The organism is Peribacillus faecalis, from assembly GCF_014712675.1.
GTDB lineage: Bacteria > Bacillota > Bacilli > Bacillales > DSM-1321 > Bacillus_AD > Bacillus_AD faecalis.
In genome coordinates this window covers 46,576-72,184 of sequence record NZ_JACXSI010000055.1, presented here as the reverse complement: position 1 = coordinate 72,184, position 25,609 = coordinate 46,576, and the positions used below count along the sequence as shown (strand labels likewise).

Below are 25,609 nucleotides of genomic sequence, written 5' to 3'. Positions count from 1 at the left end.
ATTAAATTTAAGGTAAAATAGCGAAAGAACGTACCGGGAATCCCGAGGCTTTTTCCGGTTTTGGCACAATGTTGAAAATGATTGCACCTTTAGGTGGGAGCTGATCTAGGTTGGTCATTAATTCAATTTGATATGTATCTTGTGAAAGGACGTAATATTCTCCCTTCAATTCCCCATTTTTTCGAAAATCAATCGCTGAATCAGTATCGAATGTTTCATGACCAACTGCGCTTATTTTCCTTTCCTCAAATAAAAATTGCAATGCCTCGTATCCCCAGCCTGGAATATGATTGTTGCCTTCCTCGTCCTGATTGTTGAATTCTCCCTTATCTGGCCAACGCTTGCTCCAATCCGTACGAAGTGCCACAAACGTACCTGACTCAATCATGCCGTGTTCCTTCTCAAAATCGAGAATATCTTGAACACTCAATGTAAAATCATTGTCTGCAGCCGCCTCGGTTGATTTATCAATTACAATCAGCGGAAGCACCAGCTCTTTCAGTCCAAGCTCATCTAAATAACGCGCATCACGGACAAAGTGAATCGGCGGATCAATATGTGTTCCATATTGCCCAGGAAAAACATACTGTTGCGCAAAAAATCCATCATCATGTGAGAACAATGTTTGAAACTTTGCATCATCAAACATGAAGAAGTGCGGTGAATCCGGTCCAAATGTATGAGTTAAATCAATCCATTCCTTAGATTTAAGTAACTGAAGTGCTTGTAATAGTTCATTTGCCATTTACTTTACCTCTCCCTTGTTTAATTTTCAGATTTTTTAAATACTTTATCATATCATCTACTCTCCAACAAGCAGATACCTCCTTAAAAACAAAAATAAAACTACCCGAAATAGGTAGTTTAAATGAAATCAATTTCTGATCATATGGGCGATTTTATCAATTGCATCCTGCAGCTTCTTACTGTTCTTCTCAAACATTTGCTTCGCTTCCTTAGACTCGGTTGAAAGCGCAAACACTTCGAGGTCTGCCTGACATTTCTTCATTGTCGCGAATAAAAGCGGTCTTTGCATCGGCTCGGCAACCTTTAGCTTATCGTCAAATAAATCAACGGTCAGTTCGCCGTAAGAATTCACTTGTCCGAGAAAGACATTTTCGATTGTTACACCAAGTTTCTCTAATTCAGAATGGAGCCAGCCTCGACTGCGTCCGATTGTTGCAAGCGGTTCATTTAAGATTTTTCCATCCATAATGACTATCTCGGGCTCTTTTTCATTGGACACTTTCATATTCAAATCTTTTGGCGTTAATGGCCGGTATTCTTTCTTTAACAATACGTTCAGTACACCTGCCGCTTCAAGCACCGCATATTCAACTTCAGAAACTTGGAAAACATCTTTTTTGCGGAGCATTTCCATAAACTCATCGAGGGTTATTTTTTCCTTCTTTAAGTTATCTTCAAGAATTTTCCCGTCTTTAATAAATACTGTTCCTTTTCCATCAATAAAATCTCGGGCTCTTTTGCTTTTCATCGTAATCAGGCTTGATAAATACGGAATTGCAGCAGTAGCGACTAAAGCGATGATTCCTAAATAAACTTTCTGCTCTAAACCGGTAACGACTTCGGCACCGATATTGCCAATTGTAATGCCGGTTACATACTCGAACATCGATAGTTGCGATATTTGCTTTTTGCCCAGAATTTTTGTAATGATAAATAAAACGACAAGAAATAACACAGCACGAAATATGACATCTAACCAATCAGGCATCATTTTACACCACCTTTTTGTCAGCCAAATTGTTAAAAGCCTTTATACTGCAACTCTTCTCGTTCCAATTCACCGACTCTATCTCTTACATCAATGACAATTTGACTGACCATCGTCATAACTTCGTGGAAGAGGCGGCTAGATTCTTCATCCTGTGTTTGTACAGCGAGAGCAGAAAGCGTGGCTTCTATCCCTTTTAAGTTTGCTAAACATTGTTTTACGTCAGAAGCGACTGTCATAGCTGTTCACTCCTTTCTGCTATGAGCTTTCAATGGAGACTGCATGAGCAATGCACGGGATTGTTTCATTTTGCTGAAAAGATAGAGGAGACAATAGCGCTCCTGTAGCGACGACAAGCATACGCTTTATTTCTCCTTTTTTCATCCGGTTCAAAAGGTGACCATATACGACTGTAGCCGAACATCCGGCTCCGCTCGCCCCCGCGAGTACCGGCTGACCATCACGATAAATCATCAGCCCGCAATCTTGAAGAAGCACTTCTGAAATATCTGTTCCATGCTTTTGAAATAGATCCAGCGCAATATCTCGCCCAATTTTCCCGAGGTCGCCTGTCACAATCAAATCATAGTAAGAAGGCTCGATATTCCGCTCTTTTAGATGAGCCTCAATTGTATCGACAGCTGCCGGCGCCATCGCTCCTCCCATATTCATCGGATCAGTCATACCCATATCAACAACGCGACCGATTGTTGCTGAAGTCACACGCGGTCCCTTGCCACCTTGAGTGATGACTGCGGCTCCCGCCCCGGTTACTGTCCATTGCGAAGTCGGCGGCTTTTGACCGCCATAATCTGTCGGGTAACGAAACTGTTTTTCGACAGCCGCATTGTGGCTTGAAGCAGCTGTCAGCACATAGTTCGCTCCTCTTGTATTAACTAAATAAGCGCCTAAAGCTAACCCTTCCATTGAAGTTGAGCATGCTCCGAACAACCCCAAATACGGCACACCTAACGTCCGGCTCGCAAAGCTCGTCGGGGTGATTTGATTGATCAGGTCACCTCCAAAGAAAAACTGAATTTGCTCTTGCTGCAATTCTGCCTTTTCAATCGCTTTATGGCAGGCTTCTTCAATGAGTACGCGATGTGCTTTTTCATATGTATCTTGATTAAGCCAAAGATCATCATGCAATGTATCGAAGTCATTCGCCAGCTGTCCGTCTGCTTCAAATGGACCTCCTACAGTACCGGTAGATACAATCACCGGCTTATTGTCAAATATCCAAGTTCGATGCCCTTTCAGCATTACAAGCCACCCCACTTTATAAAAATCCATTTAATTATGGCGACAACGAATGCGGAAAATACCCCAAAAACGATAACAGAGCCAGCCAGTTTGAAAATATTCCCTCCCACACCTAGCACTAAACCTTCTCTTCGGTGTTCAATGGCTGCCGATATGACGGCATTTCCAAATCCAGTAACAGGTACGGCAGACCCCGCACCGGCAAATTGCGCAATTCTATCATATACGCCAAAGCCCGTCAGCAATAGCGAAATGAACACTAACGTGCCCACCGTCGGGCTTCCAGCTGTCTGTTCGGTAAAATTGAAAAAATAAAGATAGCATACTGTTATAAGCTGACCAATTACACAAATAAGACCGCCAATCAAGAAAGCTCTCAAGCAATTTTTGAATATCGGCCTTTTTATCTCATATTCTTTTTGGACCTTTTGATATTCCTGCTGTACAGGAGTCAATTTCTTCTTTTTGCTGCTTGACATGATTATGTCACCTCCGGGAAGGACGATTATCTAACCCTTCACATCCTTATACAAGCGGGGAGGGCCTATCGAAAGTCGTCTAATGACTTTCCGGAGAGGCCCTGTTTCAGTATTTATTCTGAGTATTGCGGTTCTTCTGCTTCTATTTGCTCAACGCGAGGAGCCAGACTGTCGACAATAGCTTGCGTTTGCTGCGCAGCATTCTGGTAAAGTTGCTTTGCTTCTTTATTGTCTGTGCTCAAAGCAAATGTTTCTAAGCTTGCTTGAGCACTTTTCAAACTAGCCAGTGTTGTTTTCACATTAGTAATAACAGTCATTATCTAATCACTCCTTCATTGTTTGAGTACACTATTAGATTGAATTATTTCCGCTTTATTATGTGAACTATTTTTATCCAATCTCCGAAAGCGAAAGTGCCCGGTTAGCACCGTATGAACCGGAGGCCGCGAACCAAGATAAAGGAAACACGAAGAACGACAGTGGTTCGATGTGACTAGTTGCATCGACCAGCCAGTTTTCATCTCAGATAGGATGAACTTGACAGCTCGGTTCACAAGCCAGCTCTCCTCCGGAAATAAAAATCGGATTTCCTACTGAGCTGTCTTATGCTGGACGTCAAGACATCTTGGTATACCTTTAGAAGGCAAAAAAAGACCCCAGACAGGATACAAATATCCCGCCAGGAGTCTTATGTTATTATTTTCCAACCTTTTCAACCGGGTTATCTTCATACGATACCCAATCGCTATAGCTGCCGACATACAGCTTAACGTTTTCATAGCCAGCTTCCTTCAGAGCGACAAAGTTTGGCGTCGCAGTAACACCTGAGCCGCAATACACAATAAATGTTTTGTTGCGGTCTAAATGTTTAAAGCGCTGAACTTGGTCTTGCGCTCCTAAGAAATAACCATCATTTAAACCTTCCGCAAACGGCTCATTAATGGCACCGGGAATGTGACCAGCAATACGGTCCATAGGCTCTTCGACACCGGCATAGCGTTTATAATCCCTAGAATCTATAAGCACCGTATCTTTTGGCTTAGTTATCGTGAATTCCTTCACCAAGTCGTAAGTCGCCAAAATTTCGTCTTGAACATACACTTCATATGTGCTTTCCCTTACTAGCGGCTTTTTATTTTCAACTGGATATCCTGCTTCTTTCCATTTGCTGAAACCACCATTTAAAATCATTACTTTTTCATGGCCGATGTACTTCATCATCCATAAGAATCTAGCCGCAAACGCACCGGCAAAAGGGCCATCTCCGCTGTCATAAACAACAATAGAAGTGTCATTGCAGATACCGGCTTTTTCAATTTTCAACTTAAACTGCTCTAAGTCTGGAAGCGGATGACGTCCCCCATGAATTTCTACTTCTCCGGAAAGGTCTTCTTCCAAATGAAAATAGATGGCATTCGGCAAATGGCCAATCTCATACTGCTGCTTGCCGTACTCCTTATTTTGCAAATCAAAACGACAATCAATAATGGAAAGATTATCATTGCCCAATCTCTTTACAAGCCATTCCTTTTCAACAATCATTCTCCCCACTCCATCCTTGACGCTTATTGATCTTGCAGAAGCTGTTGAAGCACTGATTCTTTCTCAATGTAAGAGGAAACGTCGACATTTTCCTTTAACACGGAAGTAAAACTAGTAAATACATCTTCTATTACTTTTTCAGCATATTGTCTCAATTGCTTCAGTTCATTTTGCAATATTTCATTATAGTAAATTTTAGCTTTTGTTCCTTCTGCGTTCAAGTAGTTTTGTGCAGGATTTTGCAGGGCAGCTTGAATAGCTTCTGCCATTTTTTGCTTTTCATTCTTTTCAAAGAACGATTTTGGATTCTTGAAAAGTGCCAGTTCCTTTTTAAACATATTGGCATCCAAGTCAGTGAATGCTTTGCTGTATTCAGGTACTGCGTATTGACCGACTGCATAATCGCCGATTTCTGCTGTGCTCCATGTTCGCTCAACAAGTTTGCGATAGTGGCCCAGATTATTTGTGACCAATTTCCTAATAAACGCTTCCAAACGCACAGAAGTAGCTCGCATTTCCTGTTCAAAGTCAAACCCGATGCTCGTTAATAGTTCCTGAAGTGAACCTCTTAACGCCGCTTTCATATCGCGCCCGTCATCTTGAAGGTTAGCTGGATTGAATGATTCTTTAAAGAAATCTTGGAAACGTAAGAATACACGCTGCTGAATATAGTAAAGCAGCTCTTCATTTTCTTTCGTCAGCTTTTGAGCATCAATTTCGATATCATATTCACCGATTGCTGCTCTCAACTGATCGTATTGCTGTTCAAGAAGCTGAAGACGCTCTTGCTTTTCAGCTGCAGACGATTGGCTTACTGCAATCATTTCCTGAAGCTGATTCAAGCCACGCTCAACTGTCGCTTTTGCTGATGAGCAAGCTAAATCGATTAATTCATGCTGTATAAAGTGCGAGAATGCCTGCTGGAATTGAGCCATTCCACTGTTTTGCAGGAACGGATGCTTAAACATATACTCCGAATTTCTTTCCTGAAGCGCTTCCTTACTTGAGATTGGGAACAGTCTTGGGAATCGAATGCCGAAGCCTTCAAGCTGGCCTTTAATATATTGCAATACATCCGATAATTCTTCTTCTTCCTGTGCTAAGTCAATCGCATTACAAATGAAGAACATCTTATCCATAGAGAATGCATCTTTAACACGCCCAAGCTGGATCAGGAACTCACGGTCTGCTTTTGCGAACGGATGGTTATAATACGTCACAAATAAAATCGCATCACTATTCTTAATGTAGTGGAATGCCGCATTTGTATGACGGGCATTGATCGAGTCTGCTCCCGGCGTATCAACTAATACGATTCCTTTTCTGGTCAACTCGCAATCGAAATGAAGAACGATTTCATCTACAAAACATGACTTCGATTCATCAGCAGCAAAGGCTGTATATTCATCATAATCAACTTTCAATGTTTGACCTAATTTGTCCTTTAATAGCGGATAGCCTTTATGGAAGGCGCGAACAAACGATAGGTGCGCTTTCTCTTGTCCTTCTCCGGTATTTTTTGAATCATCGAGTTTTTCCGCATATGCATAAGCTTCATCTAAAGTCTCCGGATACGCTTGCAATGCATTGCAGGCAAGCTTCACATCATCAAGCAGCATATCGGCATTTTTCAGTTTGACGCTTGCTGTGCGATGCTCAAAACCTTCATCAGGAGCCATTACTTTATTAATGACCGCTGTTGTCGGGTTTGGAGAAACAGGCAACACTTTCTCTCCGAATAAAGCATTGGCAAAAGAAGATTTCCCGGCACTGAATGCGCCAAATAACGCAATTGTATACGTTTGCTCTTTCATGCGGTTTGCTTTATCCTTCAATTCTTCCACTATTGTCGAAAATCCTTGTACGCCCTGCAATTGTTGTGAAGCAATAGCAAGCTTTTCGCTCCATAATTGCAAATCCTTGCTTCCGTCAGCTGATGAAGTACTTGTTATGACTGGCGCAGCCAAAATATCGTGCAATTCTGTTTCAATATTTTGCTCAATCTTTTGAAGCTTCGCCGTATCGATTGGTTTTTCTTTAGCAGCAGCTTCTGCTTTCAATTGCTGCAACAGTTGCTCATGACCATTCGCTTTTACAATTAAGTTGCCGGCAACGATTTCTTGTAATTGCTTACGCATGCTTTCTTCTTGTTCATTGACCGTATTCAATAAGTTAAGAGCGTTTTCATATGCTTGCAACTCGACTAATTGTTTCTCTAAGTCGGCCAGGTCATCACTTTGTTCATCTTCAATAAGCAACTTCAATTGATCTAGGAAGTGAATGCATTTCATTTTTGCTTGCTTTTTGATCAGTTCGGCTACATTTTGACTGAAGTTCAAAACATAATCTCCAGTAATTTCACTTTGCTTCATGACAAGAGATTTAATTTCATCCATTGAAACTGTCACAGCAAATTGTTGGATGAACGTTTCAAGTTCTGCCGCTCCCGTCACTCCGGATTGCTTTAATGTATTTTCAGCCCATACGCGAAGATGCCATTCCAATTGTGTTTTTGTACGTTCCTGCAGCTCGTTGAATAACGTCTCTTCTCTTGCGCTTCTTTCTTGTTCCGTTTTATTTTTCGCAAAAAATAACCCTACTTTAAACCCGTCTTGCTGAGATTCTAAAAAGGCGCGGATCATTTCACGGCTTTCAGCTGAAAGTAAATAAGCGTTCTTTATAAGCTCATTCAATTCTTTCAGCATTTCTAAATGAAACTCATTAGAGAAATCTTGCAATTGTTGTTTTTTTACTTTCAGCGTGTTCAACTTATCCATCAATTCTTGAACTTCCGCTTCTTGCAATGGTGAGAGAAGCTGCTCAGCCTTCTCAATCTCTTCTTTTTGTTTTTGCTTAATGAACAATAAATGGTCCTCAGCGATTTGCCCCGCAGAACGGATAATCGATTGGTCCAAATGTTCTCTTTCATATTGAATTTTATCGACAATGAATTGTTTCACTGTCTCGATTTCATTATTCTCAAGTTCCATATTGCGCAGTGATGTATAGAAAATGCCTAATGGCTCTATATTCCAGGCCGCAAATGAGTTCTTCACAGAATCTTTAAACTGTTCGAAGCTCAATTCTGACTCATCATGTTTGTCGATCATATTGACAATCAAATACAGTTTCTTGCCGGCCTCATTCATCTTTTTGGCGAATAGGAAATTCTCTTGCGATTGAACATGGTTATAATCCATCACATATAAAATAATGTCCGCCAAATGCAGTGTAGATTCAGTCGAGACACGGTGAGCATCATCTGTTGAATCAATACCGGGCGTATCTAAAACGGCACAATCAGATGGTAATGGAAAATCCTCCGAATAAATTTCGATTGAACGGACTTGATCTCCATCTTTACAATATGCTTTTATATCTTTCATATCATGCGCGCCACGGAAAGTCGTGTGCAATCCGTCAAAAAAGTGAACTCGAACCCCTTCTTCTCCCTGTTTCACTTTTACGACATTGGCACTGGTCGGAATAGGACTTGATGGCAAAATATTGTTTCCGACCAAGTAGTTTATCATGCTTGATTTCCCGGCCGAAAAATGCCCGCAAAATGCTAGCTGAACTTCATTCTGAACTGTTTTATTCATCAATTCCTTCATTTTTAGCACGTTTTCCGAATCACGATTTTGCTCGAATGTATAGTATAGATCAGCTAACGATTGCAACATTCGTGTGTGAGTCGATGTTGTAGTCTTTATCATGAATCATTCCCCTTGTATCCCATTTATTATTTTCTTTTATTGTAAAGCATTTCTTTCCACTTTCCCATCTTTATGAACAAAATTTGTCACTTTACAGAATATTCGAAGCTAAGGTTCGGTTATGATTAATCCGCTAATTGAAATATGAAGTTTTTCAATATATAAAAAAACACGTCAGCTAAAAGCGACTGACGTGTGTATCAGAAAACGATTATTATTGTTTAGTACCAGATGATACATGTACCGGTTTGCCGACTTTGTTCAATATATAAGTCGTCAGTGCAGAATATGTAACAACTGTAAGACTGACTAAAAGCAACAACATGTTATTCACCTTCCTTAAGAGGTCACGATTATTACTAACTTTATAATAACAAAAACGATTATCATTATCAATTAAAAATAGTTGTTATTTTTGTGGGAATGTTACAAAAATTATCTTATATTTAAAAGTAGGTAAATATAAACACATAAAAAGCACACAAAACAGCTTATATACTGTCATGTGTGCTTTTCATTCACTATTTGGGGCAGTCTCTTCAATTAAATCGTTCATCATTTGTCGAACGTATATAAATTGCAGCTCCATATTCAGGAACTGTTCTATTTTCCTGTCCAAAACATTTCCTCCTAGAAAACCCTTATTGGGCCATATCCTTATCGGTACTTATTTAGACATTCCTTTTTTGAAGCGTTTAAGTGACTGTACAGAAATAATAATTCTTCGGAATTCATTACGGCCGCATCCATCGCAGCATTCATTCAGATGAGCAATTCTGTTGCAATGTGTACAATATTTTTTCTCCATATAATTCAATCCTTTCTTTTTCTTCATATAGTTTATTCTTAAATTAATAAATTTGTTAAAAAATTAAATTACAAAATTATGAAATTATGATTATTAAAAACAATAATGGAAAGTGCTACGAGACAGAACAGAAGATAAATTAGTTGTATTTGGGTTTGGTTAAGGATGATGCATCTATTCATCCGGCATACGGGCGACACTCTTACTAAATGAATAATGATTTAGACTCTAATAAAACTTGGCCTAATTAATGAGGGAGGGCATTTTTAAAAAATGGAACGCTTTTATAAATTTTAACACATTTCCCTTTAATTGTCAAAATATTTTAACAATTATCAAAGGATATTAAGGGGGAAATAAAAAAAGTTCCAAAAAGGAACTATTTTTATCTTAAAAAAGAGAAGCCACCTTTGCCGTATTCACATAAGAAAGTTTTAAACCACCACTTCAAAAAGTGGGTGTTCGCAAAAACGTTTCTGCATGTTCTCCTTGTCATATAGACAGAGACTTGTCATTTACGTTTCGATGTTAAACTCCCTATTCTAGCTTAAAGGTTAAAACTTAATTATTCATTACGCACAACGCAGCTTGTGTAATTATATTACTGCATATCTTCATCGAATGCAATATGGAAGTTTATTCTGAATTTACCCAATCATTCTGCGGCTAACTCAGCATATTGTTTGCTGTATGGTTCACTGCAGCCTTCTTCACTCGGAAATCGGCCTTCTTGATCAGGAATGATGAGACGCAACACATCTCGGCCATCTTCTTTGAACTTCTTAAATTCAACTTCAAGTTCTTCAATAACTTTATTGCTGCGACCTTCATAATATGTGTATCCGCCTTTTATATTTTCGATAATGGAATGTAGAAGCGTACCTGCTGTTTCCTCATCCAGCTTTAATACAATCTGCAAATCTGTATGGTGCAAGTTCTCAGCAAGTCCATGTGTATGAATATTCGCAAGCGGTCCGTCGATTTCTTCATAATCAAAGAACCAGCCCTGTTTATCTAATAATTTTTGGTTTTCTTCCGAAATAAAAATTTCCTTTTCCATTTGTTCACCTTATTCTTTCTGCTGTTGTAAACATCATTATATCACTTAATCTTGCCATATAATAATTTAAACCGTTCTTGCTCAGTTAGTTATATTATACACTGAAGGAATATTTTATTATAAAGAAACCCTATTTACTATATTAGGTAAAGGAAAGGTCTCAATAGCATGAATATTTATCAGTACATGTCATGAAACCAAACGAAGATATCGTTTCATTATCTCAATATCAAAACAAGGTTCTTCTCATTGTCAATACAGCAAGTAAATGCGGTTTCACACCGCAGTTTGAAGATTTGCAAAAGTGTATCAAGAAAAGGGACTGGAAATTTTAGCATTTCCATGTAATCAATTTGGCGAGCAAGAACCCGGTACAAGCGAAGAAGTCAATGCATTTTGCAAACTGAATTACGGTGTTACCTTCCCGGTATTTCATAAAACTGACGTTCAAAGTTTTTAATTGATGCAAACGGTAATGTCATTCAAAGATATGAATCTACTAAAGAGCCGCTGGAGCTAAAAGAAGATATCGAGAAGCTACTGTAAGTAAATAAAACTGAAGATTCAAAACTAAGCAAAGCCTCAATCAGCAACCGAAAATAGGCAACACATTTTCCGGTTGCATTCTACATTACCTATACAAGGGGCATTTGTCCTTCATATAATGTTGTAATGTATGAAAAGGTGTAATGTATGAAAAGGTGAATGCAAATGAACTTTCACGATATTGATTTTTACGGAAAAGCCAATGCTGACGCACATCCACGTACGTACCATTATAATCAAGCCGGCAATAATACTTTAATGACCGTCACGCAATGGACAGAAGCCATCGGTACTGCTCTTTCAGCAATCGGAAGCACCCCGATCAGTTTCCTCAGTGCTGATACTTTAGCCAATCTTGATATTATCGGCGATGTCATACAAATTGGTTCAACCGCTATTCAAATAGACGCCGAGTCAAAAGTGACATTTAACAGTATCGGGAACATCGTTCAAGTTGTAGGTAATACAGAAGAGCTTGGAGGGCAAGTTATTTTTTATAACAACCAAGCTGAGCAAAATCTGTATACTACGCAAGGGAACGCCATTCAAGTAGCTGGAGTTGCCTTGTCATTAGTTTTTTTCTTTAATCAAAAACGAAATTTAATCAATTTATATAATATTAATGCAAACTTGCTGCAAATACTTGGACTCGGTATACAAACCTTATCGAGCAGCCCAAGTTTAACAACAGATCAATCTACTACTTGGAACGCTGTCGGCGCTTGGATTCAAACAATAGGAGCCATATTAGCAGCCATCGCTCAAAGTTTGGATATTTAACAAAATGCTAAAAGCCAACAGCGCCGTAACCGTACGCTGTTGGCTTTTGTTCTAAAGGCACTTCTAACGTGACACCAATCGCTTCTATATTCGAACCAATCGCTTGCACCCATGTCCCTACCGTATTTAACCTCTCTCCAAATTTGTTCTCTGTTGGAAATCCTCCGGCTATTGTTTGTAAAGACAAACCTATTGTTTGGATTAAAGTCCCGTATAAATAATATAAATCAAGGTATTTTTGTTGTACCTGTACTGCATCAACAAACGTTAAACCTGTACCTACTGTTTGTATAGCATTTCCACTGTTTGCCAAAAGTTCATTTGACGAAATATTGCCGGCGATTTCTGTTACATTACCGCTTGCATCAATTGAGTTTCCGATTTTGCTTAAGTTATACTCTTCTTCCAAATCAGCCATAATCGCCGCAGAGTTCGCCTGCAAAACATCGCCGACAAAATCAGTGTTTAATAAAAGTTGCTCACTTACAAATGGAAACGGAGTGTTGCCTATTGCTGAAAGAATTGTTCCGATACCATCTAACCATGCTGCGCCTACTTTCACCTGTAATTCTTCCAATATCGAACACCAACTTACACAAAAAGCATTTTACTTCTTTACATTGTATACAGCTCAGCCATTAATGTTTACTTTACTACGAAAAACCGTCACCGGTCCTTTTTCATTTTAGAATCTGCCTCTTGAATTCACTTCAATGAAAAAGGAGCCATGCGGGAACCGAAAAGCGTAAGCGGCCCGCAAGTAAGGAACAGCGACTAAGGACGCTACGTCCGCATATCTTCGTCGCTGTGACTCTCGTCCTGAGAGCCTCCGACATGCATAAGACGAATCACGTAGGAAATTGTAAAATTTCTGGAGTGATTTGGCTTATGACCTCAAGGGGCTGGCCGCTGTAGCTAGACAAAGCCTAAGAAGGTACAGCGACTAAAATCGCTACGTCCGCATACCTTCGTTGCTGTGACTCTCATCGTGAGAGCCCCACACGAGAAACCCACCTTTGGTTTCTTGGGGGAGGCAGCTTAGGACCGAGCATGGCAGGTATAAGGTTAGACAGCTTTCCTAGTTCAAAAATCTATACTTTCTTAAGAACGAAAAAAGAAGCAACTAGAATAAATCCAGTTGCTCCGTGACTTAAAAGAATAAATCCAGTAAGAAATAGACTAATGCAGCTAATGTAGCCGAAATCGGTAACGTAATAACCCATGTAATCACCATTCGTTGAGCAGTTCCCCATTTAACGCCTTTTAGACGGTGAGCAGAACCTACACCAAGAATAGAAGAAGAAATAACGTGTGTCGTACTTACAGGCAACCCGATTGTTGTCGCCCCGAAAATTAAAGACGCACCGGTTAAGTCAGCTGCTACCCCGTTTACAGGACGGATTTTCATAATCTTTCCGCCGACTGTTTTAATGATTTTCCAGCCTCCGACAGATGTTCCTAACCCCATTGCAGTCGCACAGGCTAATTGAACCCAGAAAGGAATATCGGATGTTGCGACATAACCGTTGGCGATTAATGCCATTGTTATAATCCCCATCGCTTTTTGTGCATCATTCGTTCCGTGTGTATATGCCTGCAGCGCGGCAGTGAATATTTGGAAGAAACGGAAATTCCTGTTTGTTTTTGCTAGATTATTATTTTTAAAGACGACCTTAAAAATACTGTACACAATAAAACCTAACGTAAATGCTAAGATTGGTGATAAAAGCAAGGCTGCAATAATTTTCGTGAAACCGGAGTATTTGATCGCTCCGAATCCTGCTGCCGCTATTGCAGCTCCGGCAATACTTCCGATAATCGCATGAGAAGAAGAGCTCGGAATTCCGTAATACCATGTAATTAAGTTCCAGGCAATGGCCGATATAAGCGCAGCCAATATAACGACTGATCCGTTTTCTAATGTAAACGGGTCGACAATCCCTTTTGTAATTGTTTTTGCCACGCCGGTAAACGTCATGGCACCGATGAAATTCATGATTGCTGCCATAAAAATCGCATGTTTCGGCTTTAACGCTTTTGTCGAAACAGCAGTCGCAATGGCGTTAGCCGTGTCATGGAAGCCATTGATAAAATCAAAGGCCAAAGCTCCGATGACAATTAAGATGGTTAAAACAAATAAAGAATCCACTATTCAAATCTCCTTACGCATTCTTCATAATGATGGTTTCAAGCGTATTTGCAACAGATTGACAATAGTCTGCGATTTCCTCAAGGCACTCATACAATTCCTTGTATTGAATAATGCGGATTGGATCCTTTTCAACAACAAACAAGTTCTTGATGCATTGTCTGTGCAAGCCATCACATGCTGATTCATGTTCTTTAATTTTAATGGCATGGTTGCGGATATCAAGCAACTTTTTAGAAGAAAGAAGCTCTACAGCTTTTTCGATTTCATAAACAGCATCACGAATATGTCCGTTCAGCTTTTCCATATACTCATCGATTGTAACAACTGAATACATTTCCATTAATGCTGCGCAATGTTCCAGCTCATCCAGCACATCATCCATACTCATAGCAAGATGCAGAATGTCTTCTCGCTCAATCGGCGTGATAAATACTTTATTCAGTTCTTTAATAACTTCATGCACAAAAGAATCACCTTTATGCTCATATTCCTTCATCGCTTCTGTTAAAACCTTCAGGTCGCTGATATTGTTCAGCTTTTTATCAGCGAAATAATCGCTCGCTTCCTTTAAGTTTTCAGCAATATTAATTAAAAGTGTTCCAAACTTGTCCTTTTTAGAATTAAAAACCATTTGTAATTTTCCCTCACGATCAAAATAATATGTAGTTGAGTGCCCGTTCCTTTTTAATAGAACTTAAATATTATGAAACGAATGAAGTGAACATTCATTACGAAAGAATATTAAAATAACTCTTCCTGACTTAAGGTGATTTTTATTAAATCATCCAAAATTAACTATTTAAAATACAAAAAAAACACATAAACAGAATTGTTATTTTAACATAATTTATATTAACACTAAAAATCATTGTGATACAAGCATATCTTACTTTCCTTTTTTCTAGTCTTCCTATTCATCTCTTCCCTATACTTTAAGAAAACAAAATAAAAAACTGTACAAAGGCGATTTCTTTGTACAGTTTCACTCATTAAGTCGTCTTTTCTTTTACTTTATCTTCTTCCGGTATTTCCAGCATATCCATCGCAAAGATAAAAATCGGAATACCGATAATCAGACCCCATACGCCGAGGAAATGTTCCGAAACAAGCAGCACCGCCAATGTTACAAATGTCGGCAGATTTGTCTTAACGCTCATAAATTTCGGGTTTAAAACATACGCTTCGAGTGCATGGATGACAGCAATCATCACAACAACCGCGATTACAGTTGAAATGCCCCCAATATTATAGGCAATCATACATAATGGAACTAGCGAAATGATCACACCTACAACCGGAATTAGTCCAAGGAAGAATATCATAATCCCAAGACCAATCAGCTGAGGAAAATCCATTAGCCACAAACCGATGATAGAAATGACAGCATTTGTAGAGGCAATTAAAAATTGCACTTCGATTACTTTACCAAACGTATTGATGAACTTTTTGCCGAATAGCTCCATGTTGATAAAGAAAGTACTGAAATAACCTTCTTTAAAGCGCGAAACAAAATCAAGAATTTTGTCTTTCTCCAAAAGTAAAAATAAGCTAAGGACAATACTGATTAACACTTGTATCAACTTACCTCCTATTTCTGAGGCATATGTATAAATACGTTCAACGTTGCTCTCCAAATCAAGAGGAAGCTTATCAATTGTGCTGATCACAAAATTAAAGATTTCACCCTCGGGAGGATTGTTGTAAAAATGCACTAGTTCCATCACGAGAACCCTAATCTGTAACGATATGATCGGCAAATATTTATATAGTACCAACACAAGCGCCAATACAACGGCTGTATAAATGATTAATAAAATAATCTTCGGATTAATCTTAACAACTTTATCCAACTGATGGGAAATAATCATCTGAAGACGCCCCATCAAAAAAGCGAATAAAAACGTAAACAACACAAGATGAATCATGCTGCCCAAACTATAAAGAAGCAAAACTAAAATAAGCAGCGTAATTATTTTCGAAAAACCTTTACTCCGAAAAAAGGCGATTATATCTTCCATTAAGCCATTCGATCTCCCGTCCTATAAGAATTATGTCGTTAAAACCCGTTTTATACGATAAATTAGCTTTTTTTCTAATTTACCATACTTTAAGCATAAAAAATAGGACATCTAAACAGACTTTTTATTATCCTTACTATATTTTATACACGATGGCATTTAAATTATTCGCAATTTCGGATAACGATTTTATGACAGCATAAATAGATTCTGTAGACGCTCGTTGCTCCGCAGATGCTGACGAGATATTTTCAATTTTATTAAAATATTGATCGGTGGCATCATTAAGACTCGAACAACTTATTCGTGATCTACGTACTCGACATCAGTTCATTTGCGGCTGTTTGCATATCTGTAACTTCTTCCTTCACCGCTTTCATATCTTCATAAATAGAATGGAAGGCTGTTTCGCTTCGCTTAATCATCTCGTTTCCGACCAGTACCTCGGATAAGCTCTTTTCCATCCCTTCCACTAATTCCTTAATGCCCGCCTGTATTTTGGAGACAACCGCTTGAATTTCTGAAGCTGATTCCTCTGTTCCGTTCGCCAGCTTTCTGACCTCTTGGACTACAACTGAAAAGCCTTTGCCATGTTCTCCGGCACGTGCCGCTTCAATGGAAGCATTTAGCGACAACAGCTTTGTCTGATCGACAATAGCCGTAATCATTGAAAGAATCTGTCCGATTTGCAGCGATTGCTTTTCAAGATTTTCCGTCAATTTCCTGCTTAAAGCCACTTCATCCGTAATAACGCCCATTTGCTTTGTTGCCGCTTCAATGCCCAGAATGCCGTTTTCTGCCCCTTGCAAACTTGTTTCAGCTTTTTCCGCAACGATATCGGAACTCTTATTAATTAACTTTACTTCGTTCATAATGTCAGCGTTCTTATCCAAGCCTTCTTCTAAATTTTCCCGTTGGTTTTGTGAATCCTTCCCGCTTTCAAATAATGATGAGGCAATCTCAGCATTGGCCGCACGTGATTCCTCATCGACATATTCCTGCACTTCGGCACTGACATTCACTAATTGCTGTACGAGCTGCTTTTTCTCTTCCTCCAAAATCCCTGCCTCTGCCTTTAATTGTGTTTCAATACGACGGTTTGCTGTAATAACCAAAATCATCGCCGAACTTGTCAGCACCAGAAAGACAGCATGGATCATCAGCAAAGAAAAAGAGTAATCCGATGTACCACACAATAGTTCCGGGAATAAAAAATATCCCTCCAAATGATGAACCGCAAAAATAACGGTGCTGACCAAAATCAGCTTAATGCGTGCAAAGAACGCAATAATCGCCAATACCATAAAAATAGAGAAATGGTATTCAACAAGACCATTTCCCTCGGCAATAATGGAGATGCTGCTCGTTGTCATCGTTAAAGTAACTACTAATTGCAAGACACGATCGTTCGCTTTCGTTTTATATAAAAATAAACTGACTGCAAATAAAACAATCGGTGCTATTAACGTACTATTTAATAACACCATCTGATCGTTTGTATAACTGCTCATCCCATTTAGCAGCAAATAGTCATCTAAAAAGTTAAATTGCCTGTGCAAAAGATGGACTAAAACCATCAAAAAGATACACAATCCGCTAAGTACTACCATAATTATATTTTTTCTGTCGCCGTTCATTGACTTTTCCATTTTCACCTATCCCTTCTACTTTTTCTCTGCTGTGTTATTCTCGCGTTGTTCTTATGTCCTGATAGTGAATATCTGCTTTCTCTCAAATCAACATGAAAGACAACAGAACCATGTATATTTATAAACAAACATTCACTGTAAACAATAACGTTTATAATGATACATTGCTGTTCTTAAAAAATTCTTACATAGCTTTTATCGGCTATAATTTTCATTTTTCGAGCAAAAATAAAAGCATTTTCATATTGGTTATGCCAATTTGAAAATGCTTTACAAACAAAAGTAAGCGTTTACTATATATTGTAATGTCATAGGCTGGTTTTGCGTATTCATTTCCTTTTGTTTTCTATCAATTGCAACAGCACTTTGTATTCTTGCTCACTCAACTTTTCAAGCTGATCAATTTTCTTCTTTATGTACTCTTTATCGTCATCTTTATTGGAATTATGCGAAAAAAATGTCGCTACACTGCCTGTAATCATCCCAATACAACCGATACCGATCAACATTAAAAGAACTGCAGTGATACGGCCGATTACAGTAACCGGAATGATATCCCCATACCCGACGGTCGTCGTTGTCACAATGCCCCACCATATTCCTTCGGCAAAGCTTGTTACATCCGTTTCGAAATAATACATCGGGATAGCCGCTAAAATAATAATGATAAACGTAAACACAATGACCTTATAAAGATCATTCGTCTGCAAAATTTTCGCAAGACGCGGGAATGCCCTTCTTAACGTTTTCGAAACAACAATCAATCTGAAGAAGCGAATAATCATTGCGCCCCTAAAAATATCATCTATTGGTATTAACGCAATCAATTCTAAAGGATGTGTTTTAATGAATTCCCATTTATTATCAGACTTTATAAACTTGTAAAGGATAAAACAAAAGAAAATAACCAGAATGACCTTATTTATCCACATAGACTCTTGCCGGTTAATAAAGAACACAATTAACGAAACGACAGTAAGTATCGTAATAACAACATCCATAAATGAATCCTTATTTATTGTTCATTCCTCCTATGCGACAGAAGCAACAAATTTGCAGAATTGATTTTATCCTTATTCTCTGATGGCTAATTCATACACTTTCTCTTGACAAGTGATGATGGCCTTAACCGGTTTTCCGTCATTCTCCATCTTCTCAGGAACTGAGGCATAATAATGAAGCACCCTCGTTTCTTCCGGCTCAATCGCAGTTGCATTGGCAAAATCAAATTCCTGACCATCAGGATCTTCAACTGTTGCGCATGTTCCATATTGATCTTTTCCATCGTACTCAATGTTCACTTTCAGAAACTGATCGGATATCTCATCTTTTTCTTTTAAATTTGTCAGCTCAATGACGATATCTAAGTATGTATAGCCTTCTTCTGTATTTTCATAGTATGTAACGAATTCATTTTGTTTTGATGGGGAAATTTTATTCGTGAAAACAGTCTTCAGCACTTTCCATTCCTCAACTGCTTTGTCTTTCACAGTTTCTCCAATCGTAACGACTGATGCTTCCGGCACTATTTCGGAAGCCATTTCACTAACTTTAGAAGTGCCTAGTCCACACCCCATTAATAAGGAACAAACAATAAAGACCGCAACAATTCTATTCATCCTTCATCATACCTTCCTGCTTTAAAATTATTATATTTTTAAAATATAAATCAAGAATAAAATAAAACAGATTACCCTTTAAAACCTTATTAATATACAATTCCCCTTTTAAAAATGAATAATCCTCCCGATATAATATTTTATCAAAATAGTAAATCTTCATTCAACTTAGCTTTCAAAAACATAAAAAAAGGAAAGAAGTTTAGTAGATTGCTTCTTTCCGCTGCTATATTACAAATTTAACTTTCTTTTTATCTCTTCAATGGACTTTTGACTAATGTTCGGAATATCTTCTAAGTTCGCTTCGCGCAGCTGCTGAGCTGTATCGTAGTTTGCCTTTTTCAAAACAACATAAGTTCTGATCGTGAAATTAAGCTGTTCAATTGTTCTATAATCTACATCATTAAACACATATAACAATCTTTTACCGCGCATTTTCTTATGCGCAGGTGTCAATTCCTCCGCAAACATACATTCATATTCAGTTAATACTTCAGACAAAACCCGAAGCTTCGCGCGCCTCTCGATGATGTCTCCCTCATCAAAAGTGTCCTGATAATCCTCCAAATCTTGTTCGATTGCTTCTATTTGAGTCTTTATTTTTTGTTGAAATACCTTCAATGGTTCCATAACAGCCATAATCCCCCTGGATTTGTAATGCATACAGAGTATTTTACAAAATCCCCCCTCCGGAAGACAACCATTTAGTTTGAAATTAAAAAAAGTTGCCTAAAATCATCAGGCAACTTTTTTATATAATTACGCAGTTTTATTTTCAAGTTTCTCTTCTTGTCGTTTTTCCTGCTCGGAGATGATAACCGCACATGCAGCGTCTCCCGTTATATTAATAGATGTTCTCGCCATATCCAATAGACGGTCAATACCGAGAATAAGACCGATCCCTTCTACCGGAAGATCCACAGCTGTCAGAACCATCGCTAACATAATTAAACCAACGCCAGGCACACCGGCAGTACCGACACTCGCCAATACAGCCGTCAAAACAACAATAACCATCGCTGATATTGATAAATCCACGCCATATACTTGTGCGATAAAGATTGTCGCCACACCTTGCATAATCGCTGTACCATCCATATTGATTGTCGCGCCAAGCGGCTGTACAAAACTGCTGACATTTTTCTTAACACCCAGGTTATCTTGTGCCACTTCCATCGAAACAGGCAGTGTAGCATTACTGCTTGATGTACTGAATCCGACACTCATAGCCGGAGCAAATCCCTTGAAGAACCATAAAGGGCTTTTCTTAGCGAATAACCATACAGAGCCGCCATAAACTACAACAGCATGAACAATCAGTCCCAGAACGACAACCAGCATGTACAGTCCCATTGCTTTCATCGCGCTGAATCCTTGCGAACCGACAGCAGTCGCAATTAAGCCGAATGTACCGTATGGAGCTAATTTCATTACTAAGTTCACTAAGTACATCATCACTTCATTGCCTTGCTCAACCAGCTTTGTAATACCTTCTGCCTTTTTTCCTAAAGCAGTCAGCGCAAAACCGATTAATACAGACATAACAATAATTTGCAGCATATTACCTTCTGATAACGCCACAAACGGATTTTTTGGAATAATATTTAATAACGTTTCTGAAACCGGCGGTACTTCACCTGCCTCAAATGAAGCATTCTCTGTATCGAATTCTCCTTTTGTTCCCGGAGAAATGACAGTCGCTAACGTCATCGCAATAATAATCGCAATACCGGTCGTCACTAAAAAGTAGCTGACTGTTTTCAAGCCCATACTGCCAAGTTTCTTCGGATCACCCAATCCGGCAGTACCTAAAATAAGAGAAAATAAAACAATAGGAACAACAAGCATCGTAATTAAGTTGACAAAGATTTTCCCTATTGGGACGAACAGATAATTGTTAAGATACGGAAATAAATCAGGGGCAAAAATATTCAGTCCTAAGCCAGTGAGGGACCCTAGTGCGAGGGCAATAACAATCTTTTTCGTTAAGTTCATTTGCATCCATCCTTTGTCGTATAATAAAAAATCCCTTGTAACCGCTTACGTTTGTGTGAGGCAGGAAATGATTGCAGCTTACTATTGCTCATTCCGCACAGTTAAAAACTGGCACATTGGAATAAGAACACACAAATTTAACGTTTATTACCAAGAAATTTATACTTTATTATACTTAATAACTATTGAAATATAAAATATAATGCATTCATTATGTAAATTAAGATTATTCTGAAAATTTAACCGTTGTATATCAATGTAATATTATCGATTTTCCCTCTTAAGTAAATAAATGTAATTTATCCTTGTACATATACACCCTACCTATCTTCTTGTAATATGCATTTTAATATAGTAGAGCCTAACTATATAGATAACACTAATGAATAACGGAGAGATTATTTTGAAGAAAAAACGATTAATAAACTACATCATTATTCTCTTATCAGTTATTTTGATCGGATTGACAGGCGCAAGCTTCTACTTCTACAATCTTGCCATTAAACGTTCGACCGGAGAATTTCTTAACGACAATCCGGATTTAGCTGTAAATACGGATAACTCTTTACAAATCGTGGGACAAGCTTGGCTGGAAACCGTCACATTCGATACAGTTGAAATGACCTCAAATGACGGATTGAAACTAGTCGGCTATTACTTGCCGGCAGAAACAGTAACCAATAAAACAGCGATTATTGCACATGGCTATACGAGCCAAGCGATGAATATGTATTCCTACGCGAAATTTTATCACGAACTGGGCTATAACGTACTGATGCCCGATGCGCGCGGACATGGCGCAAGCGAAGGAGATTATATCGGTTTCGGCTGGCATGATCGTCTCGATTATGTGCAATGGATTAACTATGTGCTGGCACAAAACGGAAATGACACAGAAATTGTGCTTCACGGCGTTTCTATGGGCAGCGCGACCGTACTGATGACGAGCGGCGAAGAACTGCCAAAACAAGTAAAAGCAGTTGTTGCCGATTGCGGCTATACTTCTGCAGAAGATGTATTAAGTTATCAGTTAAAGCGCATGTACCACTTACCGAGCTTCCCTATTCTTCAAGTGACAAGCTTAATGACGAAAATCCGTGCCGGATACTCATTTGCGGAAGCATCCGCACTGGAACAAGTGAAGAAAACCGAAATACCGATTCTATTCATTCACGGTGAAGACGATACATTCGTCCCTGTCGAGATGGTTTACGAACTTTACGACGCAGCCGGCAGCGACAAAGAGCTGCTTATTGTTCCGGACGCTGAACACGCGAACGCTTATGATGCCGATCCTCAGTTATATGAAGAAACGGTAACGAATTTCTTGGATAAATATGTAGAATAGTAAAGAGCCGTGCAACAGTTTGCACGGCTCAATTATTTATCAAAGGTATACGCAAAAGAAGCCTCTTTCACATGGAAGTTTCCGGTTCCAACTCAACACCGGTCCTTCGTTCACTTCGCCCCCGGCATAATTCATCCGAATTTCACCGTAATTCCTCCACTTTTGAAATTAATTCTTCTGCTTCTCTAAATAATTCGTCCAACTTCTCAGTAATTCTTCCACTTTTCTATTTTATTCTTCCACATTCCCCCATAATTAGTCCGACCCTTCTGCCGAAATCAACTAAATGTTTACGTTTCAACCTATACTATAATGTTATGTAAATCTAGTCGAGGTGATAAGATGAATCCGATTTTATTAGATTTTCCAAACGAGTTCACGACTAAACGACTGTTAATTCGAATGCCCATGCCGAGTGACGGAAAAGCGGTCTATGATGCTATTTCTACTTCTCTCCCGGAACTTAAGCCATGGGTACCTTTTGCACAAAAAGAGCAATCTGAGCAGGATCTTGAAGCGAATGTGCGCCAGACACATCTCGACTTTCTCAGCCGAAAGGATTTGCGCCTCCATTTATTTTTAAAGGAAAGTGGGCAATTTATCGGCTCCTCCGGCTTGCATCGGATCGATTGGACTGTTCCGAAGTTTGAAATCGGTTATTGGCTTGACACACGCTTTAGCGGAAAAGGCTATATGACCGAGGCAGGACAAGGTATTACTGACTTCGCTTTCAACGAATTGAAGGCAAAAAGAATCGAAATACGTTGCGATCCTAACAACATCAAAAGCCGTGCTATTCCTGAAAAATTAGGCTATACATTAGAAGGTGTATTAAAAAACAATGCTAAAGCACCTGATTCCGACGGGTTAGTTGATACATGCGTTTTCGCTAAAATTAACTAAACCGAACTTATAGTGAAAAAAAATGCCGATGCCCCCTTTGGTGAGCATCGGTATTTTAATTCCCTTATAAAATTAAGTTTACATTCTGAACTTGGATAGCTGTCTAACCTTTCACCTGCCATGCTCGGAGGCCTACAGGATGTAGGTCATATCGGCGTTGACACAGGACGTGGCGCCTTTAGCCGATGTTCCTTCTCCTGCCTCCCCCAAGAAACCAAGATCGGGTTTCCTGGGTGGGGCTCTCACGATGAGAGTCACAGCGACGTTGCTACAGGACGTAGCGCTCTTAGTCGCTGTTCCTTTTTTGTCTAGTGTCTATCTGCAGCGGCCAGCCCCTCGAGGTCATAAGCCAAATCACTCCAGAAATTTTACAATTTCCTACGTGATTCGACTTATGCAGGTCGGGGCTGAACGGGCCGCTTCCGCTTTTCGGATCCGCATGGCTCCTTTTTCACCGAAGTGTCTAAGTGGCATATTCATGATGAAAAAGGACCGGTGACGGTTTTTTCTTATAAAACCATCGCTGCAATCCAGCCGAAAATAATCAGCGGAATATTGTAGTGCAAAAATGTCGGCACGCATGTATCCCAAATGTGGTTGTGCTGCATGTCGGCATTCAATCCGGAAGTTGGTCCAAGCGTGCTGTCAGATGCAGGTGACCCGGCATCCCCTAACGCTGCCGCCGTTCCTACTAAAGCGATTGTTGCCATCGGACTGAATCCAAGCTCCAATGATAGCGGAACGAAGATGGTTGCAATAATCGGGATAGTCGAGAATGAAGAACCGATTCCCATTGTCACAAGCAAACCGACAATCAGCATCAGTAAAGCTGCCAATGCCTTACTGCCTCCGATGATATCCGCAGCCTGATGCACTAACGTATCAACATCACCCGTCGCCTTCAATACATCAGCAAACCCAAAAGCTGATAGCATAACGAAGCCGATAAAGGCCATCATCTTCATACCTTCAGTCAGCAATGCATCCGCTTCATTCCAACGCACAGAACGGCTGATGTACAAAATCGCAATACCTGCAACAGCCCCGATAATCATTGAATCAAATGCTAACTGAGCTACAAGCGCTCCGATTATTGATAAAACCGCAAAAATAATGCCCGCTTTCGAATAAGGGCCTTCTTCAGCCTTCACTATTTCACGTGTCTCATACTCTCTCTTTTTACGATATGAGAAAAAGATTGCAACCAGTAAACCTACTACCAAGCCTAATGTCGGAATCAACATTGCGACCGGAATATCACTTGTGTCAATCGTTAAGCCGCTGCTCGCCATATTCGTTGCCAAAATATCATGAAATATTTTCCCGAATCCGACAGGCAATAAAATATACGGCGCTGTCAAACCGAATGTTAAAACTGAAGCAATCAGTCTTCTATCAATCTGTAATTCATTTAATAACCGCAACATAGGCGGTATTAAAATAGGAATAAAAGCAATATGAATCGGGATTACATTTTGCGAAAAGCAAGCGATTACGAGTAAAGCAAATAAAATTAACGCCTTTGAATAAGTCTTTCCTTTCGAATCTCCATTTTTCTTCACAACTTTAAGTACCCATTCGACCAATAGATTAGGCAACCCTGTCTTCGAGATTGCCACTGCGAACCCTCCCAATAAAGCATAGCTCAATGCCACGCCGGCACTTCCCCCTAATCCGCCCGTAAACACTTCAATCGTTTTTTCAAAAGTAAGCCCGCCTGTCAAGCCACCGGCAATCGCTCCCACAATTAGAGATAACACGACGTTGACACGGAGTAGGCTCAAAATAAGCATAATAAAAACCGCTACTATAACTGCATTCATAATAATATCCCTCTCGACGCTTTAGTTTGATAAATCGGTAAAGAACTAAAATATACATATTAAAATATCACTATAATAAAATTGTGTCAATTTATTCATTTTTCTTCTTCCCTTAGTAGAGATGGTTTAATCCATTCAACTAATTGGTATAAAAGATGAAACGATACCATTAA

Annotated in this window: 22 protein-coding genes, 1 other RNA gene and 1 pseudogene; 4 read left to right on the top strand and 20 right to left on the bottom strand. The window is 39.2% G+C overall.

Annotated elements, in window-relative coordinates:
- Nucleotides 1-7 precede the first annotated feature (7 nt).
- From IEO70_RS17385 to IEO70_RS17340, 10 genes are all read right to left on the bottom strand, one after another.
- Nucleotides 8-745 carry a cyclase family protein gene (locus IEO70_RS17385; RefSeq protein WP_190999637.1) on the bottom strand — a complete coding sequence of 246 codons (738 nt, stop codon included), beginning with the start codon at nucleotides 743-745 and terminating at the stop codon, nucleotides 8-10.
- A 129-nt stretch (nucleotides 746-874) separates the two neighbouring features.
- Nucleotides 875-1,735, bottom strand: a complete 861-nt coding sequence (locus IEO70_RS17380) for a DUF421 domain-containing protein (protein WP_190999692.1) — start codon at nucleotides 1,733-1,735, stop codon at nucleotides 875-877.
- A 32-nt stretch (nucleotides 1,736-1,767) separates the two neighbouring features.
- Nucleotides 1,768-1,974 (bottom strand): DUF1657 domain-containing protein, encoded by a 207-nt coding sequence (locus IEO70_RS17375; protein ID WP_190999636.1) that lies wholly within the window; start codon nucleotides 1,972-1,974, stop codon nucleotides 1,768-1,770.
- Between the two features lie 19 nt (nucleotides 1,975-1,993).
- Nucleotides 1,994-2,998 (bottom strand): stage V sporulation protein AD, encoded by a 1,005-nt coding sequence (gene spoVAD, locus IEO70_RS17370; RefSeq protein ID WP_190999635.1) that lies wholly within the window; start codon nucleotides 2,996-2,998, stop codon nucleotides 1,994-1,996.
- Nucleotides 2,998-3,477 (bottom strand): stage V sporulation protein AC, encoded by a 480-nt coding sequence (gene spoVAC / locus IEO70_RS17365; protein WP_190999634.1) that lies wholly within the window; start codon nucleotides 3,475-3,477, stop codon nucleotides 2,998-3,000. Before spoVAC ends, spoVAD begins: the two co-directional genes overlap by 1 nt.
- Before the next feature lie 113 nt (nucleotides 3,478-3,590).
- Nucleotides 3,591-3,794, bottom strand: coding sequence for a DUF1657 domain-containing protein (locus tag IEO70_RS17360; RefSeq protein WP_190999633.1), 204 nt, complete (start codon nucleotides 3,792-3,794; stop codon nucleotides 3,591-3,593).
- Between the two features lie 379 nt (nucleotides 3,795-4,173).
- A complete protein-coding gene (locus IEO70_RS17355) occupies nucleotides 4,174-5,019 on the bottom strand; it encodes a sulfurtransferase (protein WP_190999632.1) in 846 nt (281 codons plus the stop codon).
- Between the two features lie 23 nt (nucleotides 5,020-5,042).
- Nucleotides 5,043-8,735, bottom strand: coding sequence for a dynamin family protein (locus IEO70_RS17350; RefSeq protein WP_190999631.1), 3,693 nt, complete (start codon nucleotides 8,733-8,735; stop codon nucleotides 5,043-5,045).
- 1,205 nt (nucleotides 8,736-9,940) lie between these two features.
- Nucleotides 9,941-10,136, bottom strand: a non-coding RNA gene (gene ssrS, locus IEO70_RS17345) — 6S RNA.
- Between the two features lie 62 nt (nucleotides 10,137-10,198).
- Nucleotides 10,199-10,603, bottom strand: a complete 405-nt coding sequence (locus IEO70_RS17340; protein WP_190999630.1) for a DUF4262 domain-containing protein — start codon at nucleotides 10,601-10,603, stop codon at nucleotides 10,199-10,201.
- A gap of 191 nt (nucleotides 10,604-10,794) precedes the next feature.
- Between IEO70_RS17340 and IEO70_RS17335 the strand changes: the two are divergent.
- Both IEO70_RS17335 and IEO70_RS17330 read left to right on the top strand, forming a co-directional pair.
- Nucleotides 10,795-11,149, top strand: a pseudogene (locus IEO70_RS17335) (glutathione peroxidase).
- Nucleotides 11,150-11,314: 165 nt separating this feature from the next.
- Nucleotides 11,315-11,929 (top strand): DUF6944 family repetitive protein, encoded by a 615-nt coding sequence (locus tag IEO70_RS17330; protein ID WP_190999629.1) that lies wholly within the window; start codon nucleotides 11,315-11,317, stop codon nucleotides 11,927-11,929.
- 7 nt (nucleotides 11,930-11,936) lie between these two features.
- Here IEO70_RS17330 and IEO70_RS17325 read toward each other — a convergent pair whose 3' ends face one another.
- The 9 genes from IEO70_RS17325 to IEO70_RS17285 form a co-directional block, all read right to left on the bottom strand.
- A complete protein-coding gene (locus IEO70_RS17325; protein ID WP_190999628.1) occupies nucleotides 11,937-12,506 on the bottom strand; it encodes a DUF6944 family repetitive protein in 570 nt (189 codons plus the stop codon).
- Between the two features lie 573 nt (nucleotides 12,507-13,079).
- A complete protein-coding gene (locus IEO70_RS17320; protein ID WP_190999627.1) occupies nucleotides 13,080-14,078 on the bottom strand; it encodes an inorganic phosphate transporter in 999 nt (332 codons plus the stop codon).
- A 13-nt stretch (nucleotides 14,079-14,091) separates the two neighbouring features.
- Nucleotides 14,092-14,712 carry a DUF47 domain-containing protein gene (locus IEO70_RS17315; RefSeq protein WP_190999626.1) on the bottom strand — a complete coding sequence of 207 codons (621 nt, stop codon included), beginning with the start codon at nucleotides 14,710-14,712 and terminating at the stop codon, nucleotides 14,092-14,094.
- A gap of 358 nt (nucleotides 14,713-15,070) precedes the next feature.
- Nucleotides 15,071-16,099, bottom strand: a complete 1,029-nt coding sequence (locus tag IEO70_RS17310; RefSeq protein ID WP_190999625.1) for an AI-2E family transporter — start codon at nucleotides 16,097-16,099, stop codon at nucleotides 15,071-15,073.
- Nucleotides 16,100-16,410: 311 nt separating this feature from the next.
- The gene (locus IEO70_RS17305) at nucleotides 16,411-17,748 is read right to left on the bottom strand and encodes a methyl-accepting chemotaxis protein (protein WP_190999624.1); all 1,338 of its coding nucleotides are present in this window, start codon (nucleotides 17,746-17,748) and stop codon (nucleotides 16,411-16,413) included.
- Between the two features lie 329 nt (nucleotides 17,749-18,077).
- Nucleotides 18,078-18,749 (bottom strand): potassium channel family protein, encoded by a 672-nt coding sequence (locus tag IEO70_RS17300; RefSeq protein WP_190999623.1) that lies wholly within the window; start codon nucleotides 18,747-18,749, stop codon nucleotides 18,078-18,080.
- Nucleotides 18,750-18,821: 72 nt separating this feature from the next.
- Complete coding sequence (locus IEO70_RS17295) at nucleotides 18,822-19,367, bottom strand: hypothetical protein (RefSeq protein WP_190999622.1); 546 nt, start codon at nucleotides 19,365-19,367, stop codon at nucleotides 18,822-18,824.
- 231 nt (nucleotides 19,368-19,598) lie between these two features.
- Nucleotides 19,599-19,997, bottom strand: a complete 399-nt coding sequence (locus IEO70_RS17290) for a DNA-directed RNA polymerase subunit alpha C-terminal domain-containing protein (RefSeq protein WP_190999621.1) — start codon at nucleotides 19,995-19,997, stop codon at nucleotides 19,599-19,601.
- A 129-nt stretch (nucleotides 19,998-20,126) separates the two neighbouring features.
- Nucleotides 20,127-21,362: a dicarboxylate/amino acid:cation symporter gene (locus IEO70_RS17285; RefSeq protein ID WP_190999620.1), complete on the bottom strand. Its 1,236-nt coding sequence runs from the start codon at nucleotides 21,360-21,362 to the stop codon at nucleotides 20,127-20,129.
- A 403-nt stretch (nucleotides 21,363-21,765) separates the two neighbouring features.
- Between IEO70_RS17285 and IEO70_RS17280 the strand changes: the two genes are divergently transcribed.
- Both IEO70_RS17280 and IEO70_RS17275 read left to right on the top strand, forming a co-directional pair.
- Nucleotides 21,766-22,710: an alpha/beta hydrolase gene (locus IEO70_RS17280; RefSeq protein WP_328820961.1), complete on the top strand. Its 945-nt coding sequence runs from the start codon at nucleotides 21,766-21,768 to the stop codon at nucleotides 22,708-22,710.
- Between the two features lie 342 nt (nucleotides 22,711-23,052).
- Nucleotides 23,053-23,613: a GNAT family N-acetyltransferase gene (locus IEO70_RS17275; RefSeq protein ID WP_190999618.1), complete on the top strand. Its 561-nt coding sequence runs from the start codon at nucleotides 23,053-23,055 to the stop codon at nucleotides 23,611-23,613.
- Nucleotides 23,614-24,122: 509 nt separating this feature from the next.
- Here the strand turns inward: IEO70_RS17275 and IEO70_RS17270 are convergent.
- Complete coding sequence (locus IEO70_RS17270; RefSeq protein ID WP_190999617.1) at nucleotides 24,123-25,436, bottom strand: Na+/H+ antiporter family protein; 1,314 nt, start codon at nucleotides 25,434-25,436, stop codon at nucleotides 24,123-24,125.
- Nucleotides 25,437-25,609 lie beyond the last annotated feature (173 nt).

Coding starts and splice junctions, on each gene's coding strand:
- IEO70_RS17385 (WP_190999637.1), bottom strand. CDS start 745: ATGGCAAATGAACTATTACAAGCACTTCAGTTACTTAAATCTAAGGAA.
- IEO70_RS17380 (WP_190999692.1), bottom strand. CDS start 1,735: ATGCCTGATTGGTTAGATGTCATATTTCGTGCTGTGTTATTTCTTGTC.
- IEO70_RS17375 (WP_190999636.1), bottom strand. CDS start 1,974: ATGACAGTCGCTTCTGACGTAAAACAATGTTTAGCAAACTTAAAAGGG.
- spoVAD (WP_190999635.1), bottom strand. CDS start 2,998: ATGCTGAAAGGGCATCGAACTTGGATATTTGACAATAAGCCGGTGATT.
- spoVAC (WP_190999634.1), bottom strand. CDS start 3,477: ATGTCAAGCAGCAAAAAGAAGAAATTGACTCCTGTACAGCAGGAATAT.
- IEO70_RS17360 (WP_190999633.1), bottom strand. CDS start 3,794: ATGACTGTTATTACTAATGTGAAAACAACACTGGCTAGTTTGAAAAGT.
- IEO70_RS17355 (WP_190999632.1), bottom strand. CDS start 5,019: ATGATTGTTGAAAAGGAATGGCTTGTAAAGAGATTGGGCAATGATAAT.
- IEO70_RS17350 (WP_190999631.1), bottom strand. CDS start 8,735: ATGATAAAGACTACAACATCGACTCACACACGAATGTTGCAATCGTTA.
- IEO70_RS17340 (WP_190999630.1), bottom strand. CDS start 10,603: ATGGAAAAGGAAATTTTTATTTCGGAAGAAAACCAAAAATTATTAGAT.
- IEO70_RS17330 (WP_190999629.1), top strand. CDS start 11,315: ATGAACTTTCACGATATTGATTTTTACGGAAAAGCCAATGCTGACGCA.
- IEO70_RS17315 (WP_190999626.1), bottom strand. CDS start 14,712: ATGGTTTTTAATTCTAAAAAGGACAAGTTTGGAACACTTTTAATTAAT.
- IEO70_RS17310 (WP_190999625.1), bottom strand. CDS start 16,099: ATGGAAGATATAATCGCCTTTTTTCGGAGTAAAGGTTTTTCGAAAATA.
- IEO70_RS17305 (WP_190999624.1), bottom strand. CDS start 17,748: ATGGAAAAGTCAATGAACGGCGACAGAAAAAATATAATTATGGTAGTA.
- IEO70_RS17300 (WP_190999623.1), bottom strand. CDS start 18,749: ATGGATGTTGTTATTACGATACTTACTGTCGTTTCGTTAATTGTGTTC.
- IEO70_RS17295 (WP_190999622.1), bottom strand. CDS start 19,367: ATGAATAGAATTGTTGCGGTCTTTATTGTTTGTTCCTTATTAATGGGG.
- IEO70_RS17290 (WP_190999621.1), bottom strand. CDS start 19,997: ATGGAACCATTGAAGGTATTTCAACAAAAAATAAAGACTCAAATAGAA.
- IEO70_RS17285 (WP_190999620.1), bottom strand. CDS start 21,362: ATGAACTTAACGAAAAAGATTGTTATTGCCCTCGCACTAGGGTCCCTC.
- IEO70_RS17275 (WP_190999618.1), top strand. CDS start 23,053: ATGAATCCGATTTTATTAGATTTTCCAAACGAGTTCACGACTAAACGA.
- IEO70_RS17270 (WP_190999617.1), bottom strand. CDS start 25,436: ATGAATGCAGTTATAGTAGCGGTTTTTATTATGCTTATTTTGAGCCTA.